Source organism: Bilophila sp. 4_1_30 (assembly GCF_000224655.1).
Classification (GTDB): Bacteria; Desulfobacterota; Desulfovibrionia; order Desulfovibrionales; family Desulfovibrionaceae; genus Bilophila; species Bilophila wadsworthia.
Map to the genome: position 1 here is coordinate 286,128 of NZ_JH114232.1, position 15,234 is coordinate 301,361.

A 15,234-nucleotide genomic window follows, 5' to 3' on the forward strand; every position below is an offset into this window, starting at 1 on the left:
GCGGGTTCGGACACGGCGGGAACGGCGGACGCAACCGCCTCGGCGGGCAGTACGGAAGCGGCGACGGCGGGAATCTGAACGGGATGTTCGGTCAACACGGGCTGCTCAGGCTGCTTCGGCTCCACAGGCGCCTCAACAGGCTGTTTCGGCTGCTCGGACTGTTTCCGGGCTGTTTTCGCCGCAGACTGCTTCGGCGCGGAGCGTTTCCGTGCGGGAGCCTCGGGCGCGGACGAGGCCGACACGGCCTGTTCCTCCGCGGGTTGCGCCGACACGGCGTTCTCCGGAGCGGAAAGTTCCAGCGTGGCCTGTTCCACGGCAGGCTTCTTGCGACGCGGACGGCGGGGCTTCTTTTCGGGAGCGGAGTCGGAAGGGGTTTCAACGGCATCCGCAACGGCGGACATGGGCTTTTCGGACGCAGCCGGCTGTTCCGCCGGGGCTGCGATCTTTTCAGAATCGGTCATATGTTTCCTCAAAAAAACAAAAAAGTATCGGGGTGCCGTCCGGCTGGCGCGGGCGGCCGCAAAAATCGCGGGCTCGGACGCGCCGTTCGCTCGGCGTCTCCGAAGGAGCCCCATGCATACGGGCCTCGCCGGGAGAAAGCCTTTCCGGAGAATACGGAGGGCGGGCGAGGCCGCAAGACGCGGGTTTCCAAAAAATTTTTCCGGCGGTGACAAATGCCCCTGCGCACGGACAGGCCAGCGGTCCGGGCGGGGAAGCGACGATCCGGGCGAACCGGTCAGTCCAGCATGTGAAGCGTCACCGACAGGTCGTCCCCCGCAAGCCGCAGGACGGCATAGCCGCCCGTCGCAAACGCGCCGGGATTGACCAGCACGGTGCGTCCGAGGCGATCCACGGCGCGGGATTCATGGATGTGTCCACACAGGCACACATCAGGCTGCGCGTCCAGAATGAAGTCGCGTACGGCGGAGGAACCAACGTGGATTCCGTCCCCGACGATGTCGCACAGCGTGTCATGCGGAGGCGTATGCACGGAAAGCACCACATGGCGATACGTCCGGGCCTCCCTCCACATGTGTTCGAGCCAGTCCGCAAAGCGGGACTCGGGAAATTCGCTCGGCGTACCGAACGGCGTGAACGTGGAGCCGCCAAGCCCCATGAGCGCGACGCCGGGAGCCAGCTCACGTACGCATAAATGGGTATTCCATCCCTGCTTGGCAAGCCAGTCCGTGACTTCGGCGCGATCCATGTTGCCGATCTGCGCGTAAATGACGGGATTGTAGCGGGTGAGCTTCTCAAGCACATTGCGGGCCTGCGCCGCGCCGCCGGTGACGGTCAGATCGCCGGTGACGATGATGCCGTCGGCCTCTTCCAGCCCCTGGATTTCGCCAAGCCGGGCGGCCTTGTCGTGAAGATCGCCCATGACGATCCATGTGCGGACCCCGGAGGACGGGGCCGCCGCACCGGAAGTTCCGGAAGCGGGGACCGCAAAGGACGAAAGAGGCTGGGCGCTTGGCATGTCGGCAACTTCCTTGTACTGTTGGGGTTGCAGGGTATACCGGCTTGCCTTTCCCTGCAAGGGATTCCACTTCACTGATCTTTCGTACCCTAACCTATTGTTTCAGGTTTGACAAAGGTGCGCCATGTCCCTTCCCCCGACCTCCCCTTCCGTGACGGGTACGCCCTCCGGCCACGCCGTCACGGACAGAAATGTCTTGCGTTCCGAGCTGATACGCGCCCGCAAAGCCCTTGCCCCCGCCGATTGGGAACGCCATTCCGCCGCCGTCCAGCGGCGTGTCCTCGCCCTCCCCGAGTGGCGCGACGCCCGTACGGTCGCCATGTATATCGCCGTGCGGAACGAAATCTCCACCGATGAAATTATCAGACGTGCGTGGGCCGAAGGCAAACAGGTGCTCCTGCCCCGCTGCCTCCCGCCGAGCGAGGGCGAAGGAATCATGGAATTCGTCCTGTGCCGGGGCTATGATGAACTGACGCCCGGCGCCTTCGGCCTCTCCGAGCCCGGCCCCGCGTGCGTACCCCTGCCCCGCACGGGATGGGAGCAGGACGCCGCCGGAACCTTCGTCCCGCCTTCCGGGACGGATGCGTCTCTTCGGCTGCCGGATCTGATTCTGGTCCCCGCCGTGGGCATCAGCCCCGCCGGGACGCGCCTCGGGTACGGCAAGGGCTTCTACGACCGCCTGCTCGCCCTGCCCGGCTGGGGCGGCGCGAAGCGGCTGGCGCTGGTCCACTCCTTCCAGCTCGCCGCATTTCCCGCCGGGCCTCTGGACATCCCCATGCACGGTTACGCTACCGAAAAGGAACTCATATGGCTCTGAGCTTCATCCCCTTCGCCTTTCCCGGCGTCCCGGGCGTCCGCTGCGCCTTCCAGACCCGCGACTGGGGCGTTTCGGAAGGGCCCTATGGGGGCGGGAACATCGCCTATACGGTAGGGGACGATCCCTTGCGCGTCTCGGCCAACCGGCTGGATCTCGCCGCATCTCTTGAGGTTGCCGAAATCGCCGAGCTCGATCAGATCCACGGCGATACGCTCGTTTTCGATCCCCCGCCCTCGCCGCTGGAGCGGTTCGTGGAGCCGCCCGCCTTTCCCAAAGGGGACGGCCTTGCCACGGACAAACCCGGCATCGGCCTGATCATCAAGACCGCCGACTGCCAGCCCGTCCTCGTCGCGCACAAGGAAGGGCGCCACATCGCGGCCTTCCACATCGGCTGGCGCGGCAACCGCCTGCGTTTCCTCCAATCCGGCATCGCGGCCTTCTGCGGGCGCTACGGCCTCGACGCCCGCGATCTGCTCGCCGTGCGCGGCCCGAGCCTCGGCCCGCAGCGCTCGGAATTCGTCAATTACGGCAAGGAATGGGGCCCCGATTTCGCCAACTGGTTCAACGCCCGCGACAAGACCATGAACCTCTGGCGGCTGACCCGCGATCAGCTGCTGGAGGCGGGCCTGCCGGACGAAGGCATCTTCGGCCTCGATCTGTGCACGGCGTCCATGCCGGACAGCTTCTTCTCCTACCGCCGGGACGGGATCTGCGGGCGTCAGGCCAACGTCATCTGGATAGCCTGAATGCCCATGCTGCTGGACATCCGGGATACGGTGGCCGACTATGCGGAACTCATCGCCCGCGTGGTCGGCGTGGACGTGGAAGTCGTGGACGCGGGCCTGAACCGCCTCGCCGGGACGGGCCTCTATGCCTCCGGGGTCGGGGAAAACATCCGCGCCGAGGGCGAAACCTACCGCCACGTCATGCGCATCCGGCGCTCGTTCGTCATGGAGGCGCCCCGCGAGCATTTCATCTGCACGCGCTGCCCGGGGCGCGACCTCTGCCGCGAAACCCTTTCCATCAGCACGCCCATCATCGACGGCAGCGACGTGCTCGGCGTCATCGGGCTCGTCTGCTCCACCGACGAGGACCGCGCCCGTGTCCTTGAGCACAAGGACGTGTACGTCCAGTTCATTGAGCGCTGCGCGGAATTCATCCTGCACAAGCTCCACGACCACGCCGACCTGCTCCGCGCCCGGTCATTCCTCGACATCATGCTGCGGATTCTCGAAATCAACAGCCGGGGCATCGTCATCTTCAACGCCAAGGGCGGCATTTCCTATCTGAACGACATCGCCCGCCGTGATCTCGGGCTCAAGGACGACGGCCTGCCCACGGACGTGCAGTTCAAACGGACCGGGGAATCCTTTTCGGATCTCGAGGAATTCGTGGTCACCGCCCGGAGCCGCAAGCACACGCTCATGGGCCAGATGACCCCGCTCGTGCCGTCGGACTACCATTTTGCCACGGTCTTCACCTTCGAGTCCCTGCCGCGCATGGCGGATCGCGTCTCTTCTCTCGGGGACGCCCTTTCCGGCGTCGAAAACCTCATCGGGCGCTCGCCCGCCATGCTCCAGCTGAAAGATCAAATCCGCCAGATCGCCGGCTCCACGTCCACGGTCCTCGTCACCGGCGAATCCGGCACCGGCAAGGAACTCGTCGCCCGGGCCATCCACGCCGCCAGCGGCCGCCGGGACAAGCCCTTCATCGGCATCAACTGCGGGGCCATCCCCGACGCCCTGCTCGAAAGCGAGCTGTTCGGCTACACGGGCGGCGCGTTCACCGGCGCGAGCGCCAAGGGGCGTATCGGCAAATTCGAGCTGGCCCACAAGGGCGTGCTGTTCCTCGACGAAATCAGCACCATGCCGCTCTACCTGCAAGTGAAGCTGCTCCGCGTCCTGCAGGAACGGGCCTTCACCCGCCTCGGCTCCAACCGGCTCATTGAGGTGGATATCCGTATTATCGCGGCGACGAACGAAGATCTTGCCGGAGCGGTGCGCCAAGGCCGTTTCCGCGAGGATCTCTTCTACCGCCTGAACGTGATCCCGCTGCAGGTGCCGCCCCTGCGCGAGCGCCACGGCGACATCGAGCTGTTGTCGTCCCACTTCCTCGCCCGCTACAGCGCCCGGTTCAACAAGCCGGTCCCGTCGCTCGGCCCGGACATGCCCGCGGCCCTCTCCGCCTACCCGTGGCCCGGCAACGTGCGCGAGTTCGAGAATGTGATGGAGTTTATGGTCAACATGGCCCCGTCCGGCGGGGTCCTGCATCCTGACATGCTCCCCGCCTCCGTGCGCGGGGCCTTGCCCTCTTCCGCGCCTTCACCCTCCGCCCCCCTCCCGCCCGGCGGGATCACCCCGCTCCGCGATCTGGAACGCAACGCCATTCTGGACGCCGTCCGCCGCTGCGGGGACGACACGCCCGGAAAGAAAGCCGCTGCCGCCGCCCTCGGCATCGGCGTCGCCACGCTCTACAGGAAACTGAAGGAGTATGAGGACGAAGCGGCGGCCCTCTCCCGTACCACCTAACCCCACCTGAACAGGATGGAACTTGCGATTTTTGGGATTTCGCAGTAGAGTCCCTCCTTTGTGTGCCGACTGGCGAGAGTGGCGGAATTGGTAGACGCACTGGACTTAGAATCCAGCGGATTTCCGTGGGGGTTCAACTCCCCCCTCTCGCACCAGAAAGCCTTCCGGTGCATTCATAACCCTCGTGTTTTGATTGATAAAAAGTTCGTCCGTCCGCCCTTGAGCAGGTCGGCTCCCCTAAGGAGGGAATCCCCATGGAATTTGTCGTTGAAAACCTTTCCCCTACCCGGAAAAAGATCGCCTTCACCCTGACCGCGGATGATGTGAACGCCGCTATCAACACCGCCGTCAAGGGCTTCCAGAAGGATCTGTCCCTGCCCGGCTTCCGTAAGGGTAAAGTCCCCGCGTCCGTAGTGGAAAAGCGCTTCGGCGAAGACGTGTACGCCCGCGCCACGCAGGACGAGATCAACGGCCTCCTCCAGAAGACCCTCAAGGAATCCGGCCTGACCCCCGTTTCCAGCATGGAAATGGACAACCATGACGCCTTCGCCCGCGATACCGAATTCAAGTGCAACGTCACCTTCGACGTGCTGCCCGAAATCGAGTTCCCCAACTACGAAGGCCTCGAAGTCGATCAGGCCAAGGCCGACGTGTCCGACGACGACGTGAACGAAATCATTGAAAACCTCCGCGGCCGCATGGCGGAACTTACCGAAGTAACCGAAGATCGCCTGCCACAGGACGGCGACACCGTGGATGTCGACTACTCCGGCACCGATGAGGAAGGCAACAAGATCGACGACGTGCAGGGCGAAAACTTCGGCGTGGCCCTCGGCCAGGGCCAGGCCCTCCCCGATTTCGAAGCCCTCGTGAAGACCGCCAAGGCCGGCGAAGAAAAGACCGGCCCCGTGAACTTCCCCGCCGACTACCCCCACAAGCCGCTGGCCGGCAAGACCGTCATCTTCACCATCAAGGTGAACAAGATCCAGACCAGCCAGAAGCCCGAAGTGAACGAGGAGTTCGCTCAGAAGGTCGGCCAGGAAAGCCTGGAAAAGATGAAGGCCTCCATCGTCGAGCACGTTTCCGCTACGAAGGCTCAGGCCGCCCGCAGCGAAGCCATGAAGAAGCTCATCGACGGCCTCCTTGAAAAGGTTTCTTTCGAAATCCCCGATTCCATGCTGAACGCCCGCGTCGAGCGCGTGGTGCAGGAACAGGCCATGAAGCTCCAGCGCATGGGCATTGACGACCTCCGCAAGGACCAGGCTCAGGAAGAAAAGCGCGAAGAAGCCAAGAAGGAAGCCCTCGAAACCCTGCGTCCCCAGGTGTTCCTGATGGCCCTCGCCCAGAAGGAAAACATCACCGTCAACGATCAGGAAGTGGAAATGGCCATCTACGGCATGGCCATGCGCGCCCAGCAGGACTACAAGAAGGTCAGCGAAGCCTATCACAAGAGCGGCCTGATCTATGAACTGCGCGACCGCATCCTCGCTGACAAGGCTCTGGAAATGGTCTACAGCAAGGCGAAGATCAACGAAGTCCCCGCCGTGAGCCTGAGCGAGACCAAGAACGCGGACTAGTCCGTTTTCCGCCCGCTTTTTTGGAAAAATGAGGAGAGGGGAGTGTCCGCACTCCCCTCTTTATTGTATGGTGGCCCTGTGCTATTTCCCGTTTTTATGGCTTCATCCCGAGACAACGGCGCAATCGTGCTTATCTGACGGGGAAAGCCCTGATGCCCAATTATCATATGGAGACAGTATGCAAGATATTCTTGATATGACGGTGCCCATCGTCGTCGAAACGTCGGGCCGCACCGAACGCGCTTATGATATTTTTTCCCGCCTGCTGAAAGACCGCATCGTGCTCCTCGGCTCCGAGGTCAACGACGCGGTGGCGTCCCTCATCTGCGCCCAGCTGCTTTTCCTCGAATCGCAGGACCCGGAAAAAGAGATTTATCTCTACATCAACAGCCCCGGCGGCTCCGTCACGGCGGGCATGGCCATCTACGATACCATGAACTACATCACCCCGCCCATCGCCACCGTGTGCATGGGCCGCGCCGCCAGCATGGGAGCCTTCCTCCTCAGCGCGGGGCAGAAGGGTATGCGCTACGCCCTGCCCAACAGCCAGGTGATGATCCACCAGCCCCTCGGCGGATTCCAGGGACAGGCCACCGACATCGACATCCATGCCCGCGAGATCCTGCGTATGCGCGAGACCCTCAACGGGCTGCTGGCGAAGCATACCGGCCAGCCCATCGAAAAGATCGCCCAGGATACCGAACGCGACAACTTCATGACCGCCGAAATGGCGCAGGCCTATGGTCTGGTGGACAAGGTTCTCGCCTCCCGCCGTGACCTCCTCGCCGAAAAGTCCGAATAGGAAGAGAGATGCCCAATACCACTCCCCCGAACGAACCCCGCTGCTCTTTCTGCGGCAAAACCGAAACGCAGGCGAACCAGCTCGTCTCCGGGCCGGACGGCGTGCACATCTGCGACGAGTGCATCGCCTCCTGCAACGAAATGATGGCTCAGAACGCCATCGAGCAGGTCCGCGAAGACGAACGCCTGCTCACCCCGCAGGAAATCAAGGCCCGCCTCGACGAATACGTCATCGGGCAGGATGAGGCCAAGAAGATCCTCGCCGTGGCGGTGCACAACCACTACAAGCGCGTCTTCTATGCCGACGCCCTCAGGGGCAGCGACGATGTGGAGCTCGAAAAGAGCAACATCCTGCTTGTCGGCCCCTCCGGAAGCGGCAAGACGCTCCTCGCCAAGACGCTGGCCCGCGTCCTGCGCGTGCCGTTCGCCATCGCGGACGCCACCACGCTGACCGAGGCCGGGTATGTGGGCGAAGACGTGGAAAACATTCTGGTCCAGTTGCTTCAGAATGCCGACTACGACCTTGAAGCGGCCCGCAAGGGGATCATCTACATCGACGAAATCGACAAGATCTCCCGTAAGGCAGACGGCCCGTCCATCACCCGCGACGTGTCCGGCGAAGGCGTCCAGCAGGCGCTGCTCAAGATCATCGAAGGCACGGAAGCCAACATTCCTCCCAAAGGCGGCCGCAAGCACCCGCAGCAGGAATTCATCCGCATGGACACCTCGAACATCCTGTTCATCGTGGGCGGGGCGTTCATCGGCCTGGACAAGATCGTCGAGCAGCGTATGCGCGGCGGCAGCATGGGCTTCGGGGCCAAGGTGGAGACCAAAAAGGAGCGCACCCTCGGCGAGCTCCTCGAACAGGTGCATCCCGCCGACCTCGTGCAGTTCGGGCTCATCCCCGAATTCGTGGGCCGTATCCCGGTCCTGACGCACGTGGACGATCTCGGCGAGGACGACCTCGTCCGTATCCTGACCGAGCCCAAGAACGCCCTCACCCGGCAGTACCAGAAGCTGTTCGAACTCGACAACGTGACCCTGCGCTTCACCTCCGACGCCCTGCGCGCCATCGCCCACAGGGCCATCGAGCGCAAGACCGGCGCGCGCGGCCTGCGCAACGTCATGGAAAGCGTCATGCTCGACATCATGTATCAGCTTCCTTCCATGCCCGGCGTGAAGGAGTGCGTGATCAACGACGCGGTCATCGAAAAGAAGGCCCCGCCGCTGTACATCTACGACACCGAAGCGCACATCGCTTCGTAAGGTTTGCAGAAAAGAATGTGGGGGGAAGGGAAACCCTTTTGGAAAAGGGTTCTCCCTTCCCCCCACGCCCCCCCCATCCCTTCCAAAAACTTTCGGCTGGCGGGGAGGGAGCGCGGCAGGCGTTTCCTGTTGCAATATAAAGAGTTCCATACGGCCCGTCGCGGCATACGAAGCCGGGCTAGGGGCCGTTAAAAGCCTTGGGAAGATGAGAGGAGGGGAGAAGGAATCCCTTCTTCAGAAGGATTCCTTCTCCCCTCCCCGGTTCCGTTACCTTCTAAAGGAGCAAGCATGAACGAAACGAACGACACCATCACCAGCAATGCAACACTGGAGGGATTCGAGCTTCCGCTCATGCCCTTGCGGGAGGTGGTCATGTCGCCGCACTCGATCATGCCCCTCCTCGTGGGCCGCGAAGCCTCGATCAAGGCCATCGAAAGCGCCGTGAACGACTACGGCAAGCGCATCTGCCTCGTGACGCAGCGCGAACCCGAACTGGAAAAGCCCGATCCGGCGGATCTCTATGCCGTTGGTGTGGTCGGGCGCGTGCTCCAGTACATGAGGCTGCCTGAAGGCCCGATCAAGGTGCTCTTCGAGGGCCTGTACCGCATCAGCTGGCGGCCTCTGACGCCCGAAGATCAGGAAAACCCGTTCGGGACGGATGCCTTCCCCAAGGTCGTGGTCACGCCGTTGCCCATCATGCGCAATGACGGCCCGGAAACCGAAGCGCTGGTACGGGCCACAAAGGAAATCCTCGCGGAATACGCCCATACCAACAAAAAACTCACTCCGGAGATCCTTTCCGCCGTCTCCGCCCTGCGCGATCCCGGACAGCTCGCCGACACCATCCTCCCCCTGCTCAAGATCGAATACCCCAAAAAGCAGGAAGCGCTGGAGCTGGCCGATCCCGGACAGCGCCTTGAAAAAGTTTACGAGTTCCTGAATACCGAGATGGAACGGGTCTCGATGGAACGGCGCATCAAGAGCCGCGTCAAAGACCAGATGGATAAAAACCAGCGGGAATACTATCTTTCTGAGCAGATCAAGGCCATCAACAAGGAAATGGGCCGCGAAGACGATCCGCAGGCCGAGATCGCGGAGCTTGAGCAGATGCTCAAGGCCAAGAACATGCCTGAGGAAGCCCGTGAAAAGGGCATGTCCGAGCTCAAGAAGCTGCGCATGATGGCCCCGGCCTCCGCCGAATACGCCATCGTCCGCAACTATGTGGACTGGATTCTGGAACTGCCGTGGAATGACATGCGGGAAACCAGCATCGACATTCCCGAGGCCCGCGCCATCCTCGACGCCGACCATTTCGGCCTTGAGAAGCCCAAGCAGCGCATCCTTGAGTTCCTCGCCGTCCAGAAGCTCACCAACGCGCTCAAAGGTCCCATCCTCTGCCTCGTCGGGCCTCCCGGCGTGGGCAAGACCTCGCTGGCCCGCTCCGTCGCCACGGCCACGGGGCGCGAATACGTGCGCCTGTCCCTCGGCGGCGTGCGCGACGAAGCCGAAATCCGCGGCCACCGGCGCACCTACGTGGGCGCCATGCCCGGCAAGATCATCATGGCCCTCAAGCGCGCCAAGTCCAGCAACCCGCTGTTCTGCCTCGATGAAATCGACAAGATGAGCTCCGATTACCGGGGCGATCCCGCGTCCGCCCTGCTGGAGGTGCTCGACCCCGAGCAGAACAAGACGTTCAACGACCACTACCTCGACATCGACTACGATCTGTCGAAGGTGTTCTTCATCACCACGGCGAACTCGCTGCACAATATCCCCGCCCCGCTTCAGGACCGTATGGAAATCATTGAGCTTTCCAGCTACCTCGAAGTAGAGAAAAAACACATCGCCCGTGACTTCCTCCTGCCGCGCCAGATCAAGGAGCATGGCCTCAAGCCCGGGAACATCTCCCTGCCCGAGGAGACGCTCACCGAGGTCATCCGTTCCTACACGCGCGAGGCCGGGGTCCGCAGCCTTGAACGCGAAATCGGCGCGCTGTGCCGCAAAACCGCGATCAAGCTGGTGGAAGAGGACAACCTCGACCAGTGCGTGACCATTACGCCGGAGGATCTGGAAACCTATCTCGGCGTGAAGAAGTACCGCATGGACGAGAACGAAAAGTCCCCCAAGGTCGGCGTGGTCAACGGTCTGGCCTATACGGGCGTGGGCGGCGTGCTGCTCAATGTAGAAACGGTGATCATGCCCGGCAAGGGGAATGTGGCCACCACCGGCAAGATCGGCGAAGTCATGAGCGAGTCCGCGAAGGCGGCGCTTTCTTATGTACGTTCCCGGGCCGCGGCGCTGGGGCTCAAGCCCGATTTCCACAGCGAGATCGACATCCACACGCACTTCCCCGAAGGCGCGACCCCCAAGGACGGCCCCTCGGCGGGCACCGCCATCACCACGAGCCTCGTTTCCGCCCTGCTCGGCATCCCCGTGCGGCATGACGTGGCCATGACCGGCGAAGTCACCCTGCGCGGACGTGTGCTGCCCATCGGCGGCCTGCGTGAAAAGCTTCTCGCCGCCAGCCGCGCCGAGATGGCGACCGTGATCATCCCGCGCGACAACGCCAAGGATCTCAAGGAAGTGCCTGACGAGATCCTCCAGACGCTGCGCATCGAGCTCGTGGACCATGTGGACGAGGTGCTCCCCATTGCCCTCGACGCGCCCGAGGACGCCATTTGGGACAAGAGCGACTGCCCCTCCCTTATCGAGTCCCTCCGCCGCCATCACGAGCCCGCGGTGACGACGGCGCAGTAGGCAGTGAGAGAATTGGGGAGGGGAGGAGGGACCTTTCTCCAGAAAGGTCCCTCCTCCCCCTCCCCAAACCCCACCCCTCCGCCTCCCAAGACTTTCGTAAGGGTCGATGAAGGGTGGAAGTGGTTTGAAGGGCAAGCTCTTGGCGCACGTCCCCCGGTTCCGCGCCCCCAGAATTTAGCTTTGCACGGCATTTGATTGGCGCAAGCTTACAGTAATTGATTTCGTTGAGTTTTTTGAAGGCATTTGTTGGCAAGCCCAACGACGAAAAGGTTTCCTCAGTATTTATCTTGGATTACATGAAATAGAATATCAATCGGTTACTGCGATACAGCCTTGTTTTTTGATGCGAAGGGACTCCCTCCGGGTTCCCTCCCCACCAGTCAAAATTGTTGCGGGAGGGGGTTCGGGGAGGGGGCTTTTTATAAAAAGCCCCCTCCCCCGTGCCTTTCTCCAATATTCCAAACCGCAGGGACGGCCCTGCGGCTGCTTACGAACCGGGGACGGCCTCGACAACATGGCGAGGTAATGTATGCACTGGTTTCTGCTTGTTTTGGCCGGATTGCTCGAGGTAGGCTGGGCCATCGGCTTAAAGAGTTCCCACGGGTTCACGCGGTTCTGGCCTTCGGTGGCGACGCTTGTCCTCATGGCCCTGAGCTTTTTCCTGCTGGCCTCGGCCCTGAAACACCTTCCCATCGGCACCGCCTACGCGGTCTGGACGGGCATCGGGGCTGTGGGCACGGCGCTGCTCGGCATCGTCCTTTTCGGCGAATCGGCATCCCCGGCGCGCCTTCTGTGCATCGGGCTGATCCTCGCGGGCATCGCCGGGCTGAAACTGCTTTCCGATGCATAACGGCATATTGTGAATGAACAAGGGTGAAACGGTATGGCACGCATTCTGATCATCGACGACGAGGAACCCATCCGGTTCTCGCTCCGGGGCATTTTGGAGGACGAAGGGTACGAAGTGCTTGAGGCCGCCACCGCCGAGGAAGGGCTTGAGGTCGCCGACGCGGAACGTCCGGATCTCGTTTTCCTCGACATCTGGCTGCCCGGCATGGACGGCCTCACCGCGCAGGCGCGCCTCAAGGGGAACCATCCCGATCTGCCCGTCGTGATGATCTCGGGGCACGGAACCATCGAGACCGCCGTCAGCGCCATCCAGCAAGGGGCCTACGATTTCATCGAAAAGCCCCTTTCTCTGGAAAAGGTCGTCATCGTCGCGGCCCGCGCCCTTGAAGCGGGTTCCCTGCGCCGGGAAAATCAGGTGCTCCGTACCGTTTTGCCCGAACAGGACGAACTCATCGGCCAGTCCCCGGTCATGCTCAAATTCCAGGAACTGCTGGCCCGCGTCGCCCCCACGGACGTGTGGGTACTGCTCACCGGAGAAAACGGCACGGGCAAGGAACTCGCCGCCCGCGCCCTGCACGCCGGGAGCCGGCGCGCCGATGCGCCCATGATTGCGGTGAACTGCGCCGCCATTCCCGAGGAGCTCATCGAAAGCGAGTTGTTCGGGCATGAAAAGGGCGCGTTCACCAGCGCGGATCAGGCCCGGGCCGGACGCTTCGAAATGGCGAACAACGGCACGCTGTTCCTCGACGAAATCGGGGACATGAGCCTGAAGACGCAGGCCAAGATCCTCCGCATCCTTCAAGAGCAGTCATTCGAGCGCGTGGGCGGCACGCGGACCATCAAGGTGGATGTGCGGGTCATCGCCGCAACGAACAAAAACCTTGAGGAGGCCATTGCCGCCGGGACGTTCCGCGAAGACCTGTACTACCGGCTCCGCGTGGTCCCGCTGCACCTGCCCCCCCTGCGCGAGCGCGGGGGAGACCTCGATCTGTTGCTGGCGGCCTTCACGGAACGCCTGTGCCGCGTGCACGCCTGCAAAGCGCCCGTCTACGCGCCGGAAACGATGGAACGCCTCCGCCGTTACCCGTGGCCCGGCAATGTGCGCGAACTGCGCAATTTCGCGGAGCGCATGGTGATCCTCTTTGGGGGCAAGACTGTCCTCCCCGTGGATCTCCCGCCGGAAATGACCCCGCAGGGCAAGCCGGAGCCGTCTGCCGAGGCAGCTTCCGCCGCCTGCGAACCCGCGTTCCTGCCACAATCCGCGGTGCTGGGCCCGGATCTTGATTTCAAGAAGGCCCGGGCCGTGTTCGAGGCCCGCTATCTTGAGGCGAAGCTCCACGAATGCGGCGGCAACATCACAAGGCTCGCCGAGACCATCGGCCTTGAGCGCAGCTACCTGCACCGCAAGTTGAAAGGATACGGGATTTCTTCGGAGTAGCGCCCCCGTTGCCCACGTTTCGGCAGCGAGGAAAAAAGGCTCCACCGGAGCCTACAAACACAAAAGCCTTAGGAAAGAACAGGACGGGGTTTAAGGCGGGGAGAGAAAAGCCCTTTCTCTGGGAGTTTTTCTCTCCCTTCCCCAATGCCTCTTCCCAAAGGAGCGTTTACAATGGAATTGCGTTTTCAGGCCGGAGGGCCGGAAAGTTGGTCAGCGGACGCGGTGATCGTGTTCCTGTCGGAAGACGAGAAACTGGAAAAAGCCTACCCCGAACTGCTGGACGCCGCGCCGTGGATGTCCATCGCGCCGGGAATGCGCGACTTCCACGGGAAAAAAGGCGAAATGGGCCTCCTCTACGGCCCTCCCGCGCACCCTCTGTCCCGCGCCGTCGTGGTCGGCCTCGGCAAGCTCGACGCACTGACGTATGCGGAAACGCTTGAGGAACTCCGCAAGGGCGCCGGAGCCGCAGCCCTCCGCTGCCGCGAACTTGGCGTGGACACGCTGGCCCTCCCCGTTTCCGGGCTGGCCCGCTTCAACGCCGATGTCGAGCGCACCATTGAAGAAATCGTCTGCGCCGCCATGCTCGGCCTGTGGCGCAACAAGGCGTTCAAGTCCAAAGAGCCCGAAGACGCCGATCCGCGCTGGCTGGCCCTCCTGTTCTGCGACGCCAACGTGCCGGACTTCCCCCGCCTTGCCGCCCGGCGCGGCGAAACCCATGCCGAAGCCGTCATCCTCGCCCGCAACCTCGCCAACACCCCGGCCAACAGCCTCACGCCGGAAGACATGGCTGAAGAAGCCCGCAAGCTCGCCCGCCGCCACGATATGAACTGCGAAGTGCTCGAACGCGAGGACATCGTTTCCCTCGGCATGGGCGCGTTCGCCGCCGTCGCCGCCGGTTCCGTCAACGATCCGCGCCTGATCATCCTTGAGCACGCCCCCGCCGGGCACGCCGACGAAGCTCCGCTCATCGTGGTGGGCAAGGGCATCACCTTCGACAGCGGCGGGATCTCCATCAAGCCCGCCGCCGGGATGTGGGAAATGAAGGGCGACATGGGCGGCGCGGCTGCGGTCATGGGCCTGTTCGAAGCCCTCGGCCAGCTCGAAACGCCCCGCCGCGTCATCGGCCTTATGGCTTGCGCCGAGAACATGCCCGACGCCCGCGCGACCCGGCCCGGCGACGTGGTGAAGACCCTCAGCGGCAAGACCGTGGAGATCGTCAACACCGACGCCGAGGGGCGCCTTGTGCTTTGCGACGCCCTGACCTACGCGCAGCAGCGCTGGAACCCTTCCATGATCGTGGACGTGGCGACCCTCACGGGCGCGTGCGTCGTGGCCCTCGGCGACGACGTGGCGGGCCTGTTCTGCCAGGACGCCACCCTTGCCCAGCGCATCAAGGATTTCGGCGACATCGTGGGCGAGCCCTACTGGCCCCTGCCCCTCTGGGACCGCTATTTTGAACTGCTCAAGAGCGAAACCGCCGACTTCGCCAACGCCGGAGCGCGGGCGGGCGGGGCGAGCAGCGCCGCCGTATTCCTCAAGCAGTTCATCACCTTCGACGGGAGCTGGGCGCATCTCGACATCGCCGGGCCCGGGTTCGTCACCCGCAGAATCCCCAACTGCCCCGCGGGCGGCACCGGTTTCGCCGTCCGCACGCTGATCGAGCTGGCGGAGAATAAATAGTAGTTGGGGAGGGGCGGGGAAACCTTTCTGGAGAAAGGTTTCCC

The 15,234-nt window shown here is 63.1% G+C and carries 12 protein-coding genes and 1 tRNA gene; 11 read left to right on the forward strand and 2 right to left on the reverse strand.

Annotated elements, in window-relative coordinates; all coding sequences use genetic code 11:
* On the reverse strand, positions 1 to 461 hold a 461-nt coding region (locus HMPREF0178_RS21975), incomplete at its 3' end, for a hypothetical protein (RefSeq protein ID WP_009368274.1).
* A 275-nt stretch (positions 462 to 736) separates the two neighbouring features.
* Positions 737 to 1,477 (reverse strand): metallophosphoesterase, encoded by a 741-nt coding sequence (locus HMPREF0178_RS08085; protein ID WP_009368275.1) that lies wholly within the window; start codon positions 1,475 to 1,477, stop codon positions 737 to 739.
* 124 nt (positions 1,478 to 1,601) lie between these two features.
* On the opposite strand from HMPREF0178_RS08085, the gene HMPREF0178_RS08090 reads away from it, so the two are divergent.
* The 11 genes from HMPREF0178_RS08090 (at position 1,602) to HMPREF0178_RS08140 (ending at position 15,190) form a co-directional block, all read left to right on the forward strand.
* The gene (locus tag HMPREF0178_RS08090) at positions 1,602 to 2,294 is read left to right on the forward strand and encodes a 5-formyltetrahydrofolate cyclo-ligase (RefSeq protein WP_009368276.1); all 693 of its coding nucleotides are present in this window, start codon (positions 1,602 to 1,604) and stop codon (positions 2,292 to 2,294) included.
* On the forward strand, positions 2,285 to 3,040 hold the full coding sequence (locus HMPREF0178_RS08095; RefSeq protein WP_009368277.1) for a polyphenol oxidase family protein: 756 nt from the start codon (positions 2,285 to 2,287) through the stop codon (positions 3,038 to 3,040). The genes HMPREF0178_RS08090 and HMPREF0178_RS08095 overlap by 10 nt, the downstream gene beginning before the upstream one ends.
* The gene (locus HMPREF0178_RS08100; protein ID WP_009368278.1) at positions 3,041 to 4,822 is read left to right on the forward strand and encodes a sigma-54-dependent Fis family transcriptional regulator; all 1,782 of its coding nucleotides are present in this window, start codon (positions 3,041 to 3,043) and stop codon (positions 4,820 to 4,822) included.
* A 72-nt stretch (positions 4,823 to 4,894) separates the two neighbouring features.
* Positions 4,895 to 4,977 (forward strand) — tRNA-Leu (locus HMPREF0178_RS08105).
* Between the two features lie 99 nt (positions 4,978 to 5,076).
* Positions 5,077 to 6,399 carry a trigger factor gene (gene tig / locus HMPREF0178_RS08110; RefSeq protein WP_009368279.1) on the forward strand — a complete coding sequence of 441 codons (1,323 nt, stop codon included), beginning with the start codon at positions 5,077 to 5,079 and terminating at the stop codon, positions 6,397 to 6,399.
* 178 nt (positions 6,400 to 6,577) lie between these two features.
* Positions 6,578 to 7,201, forward strand: a complete 624-nt coding sequence (clpP, locus tag HMPREF0178_RS08115; RefSeq protein ID WP_005028026.1) for an ATP-dependent Clp endopeptidase proteolytic subunit ClpP — start codon at positions 6,578 to 6,580, stop codon at positions 7,199 to 7,201.
* An 8-nt stretch (positions 7,202 to 7,209) separates the two neighbouring features.
* Positions 7,210 to 8,466, forward strand: a complete 1,257-nt coding sequence (clpX, locus tag HMPREF0178_RS08120) for an ATP-dependent Clp protease ATP-binding subunit ClpX (RefSeq protein WP_009368280.1) — start codon at positions 7,210 to 7,212, stop codon at positions 8,464 to 8,466.
* Positions 8,467 to 8,754: 288 nt separating this feature from the next.
* Positions 8,755 to 11,223 carry an endopeptidase La gene (gene lon / locus HMPREF0178_RS08125; RefSeq protein ID WP_009368281.1) on the forward strand — a complete coding sequence of 823 codons (2,469 nt, stop codon included), beginning with the start codon at positions 8,755 to 8,757 and terminating at the stop codon, positions 11,221 to 11,223.
* Between the two features lie 529 nt (positions 11,224 to 11,752).
* Positions 11,753 to 12,073: a quaternary ammonium compound efflux SMR transporter SugE gene (sugE, locus tag HMPREF0178_RS08130; RefSeq protein WP_005028029.1), complete on the forward strand. Its 321-nt coding sequence runs from the start codon at positions 11,753 to 11,755 to the stop codon at positions 12,071 to 12,073.
* 33 nt (positions 12,074 to 12,106) lie between these two features.
* The gene (locus HMPREF0178_RS08135; RefSeq protein WP_005028030.1) at positions 12,107 to 13,510 is read left to right on the forward strand and encodes a sigma-54 dependent transcriptional regulator; all 1,404 of its coding nucleotides are present in this window, start codon (positions 12,107 to 12,109) and stop codon (positions 13,508 to 13,510) included.
* Positions 13,511 to 13,681: 171 nt separating this feature from the next.
* Complete coding sequence (locus HMPREF0178_RS08140) at positions 13,682 to 15,190, forward strand: leucyl aminopeptidase (protein WP_009368282.1); 1,509 nt, start codon at positions 13,682 to 13,684, stop codon at positions 15,188 to 15,190.
* Positions 15,191 to 15,234 lie beyond the last annotated feature (44 nt).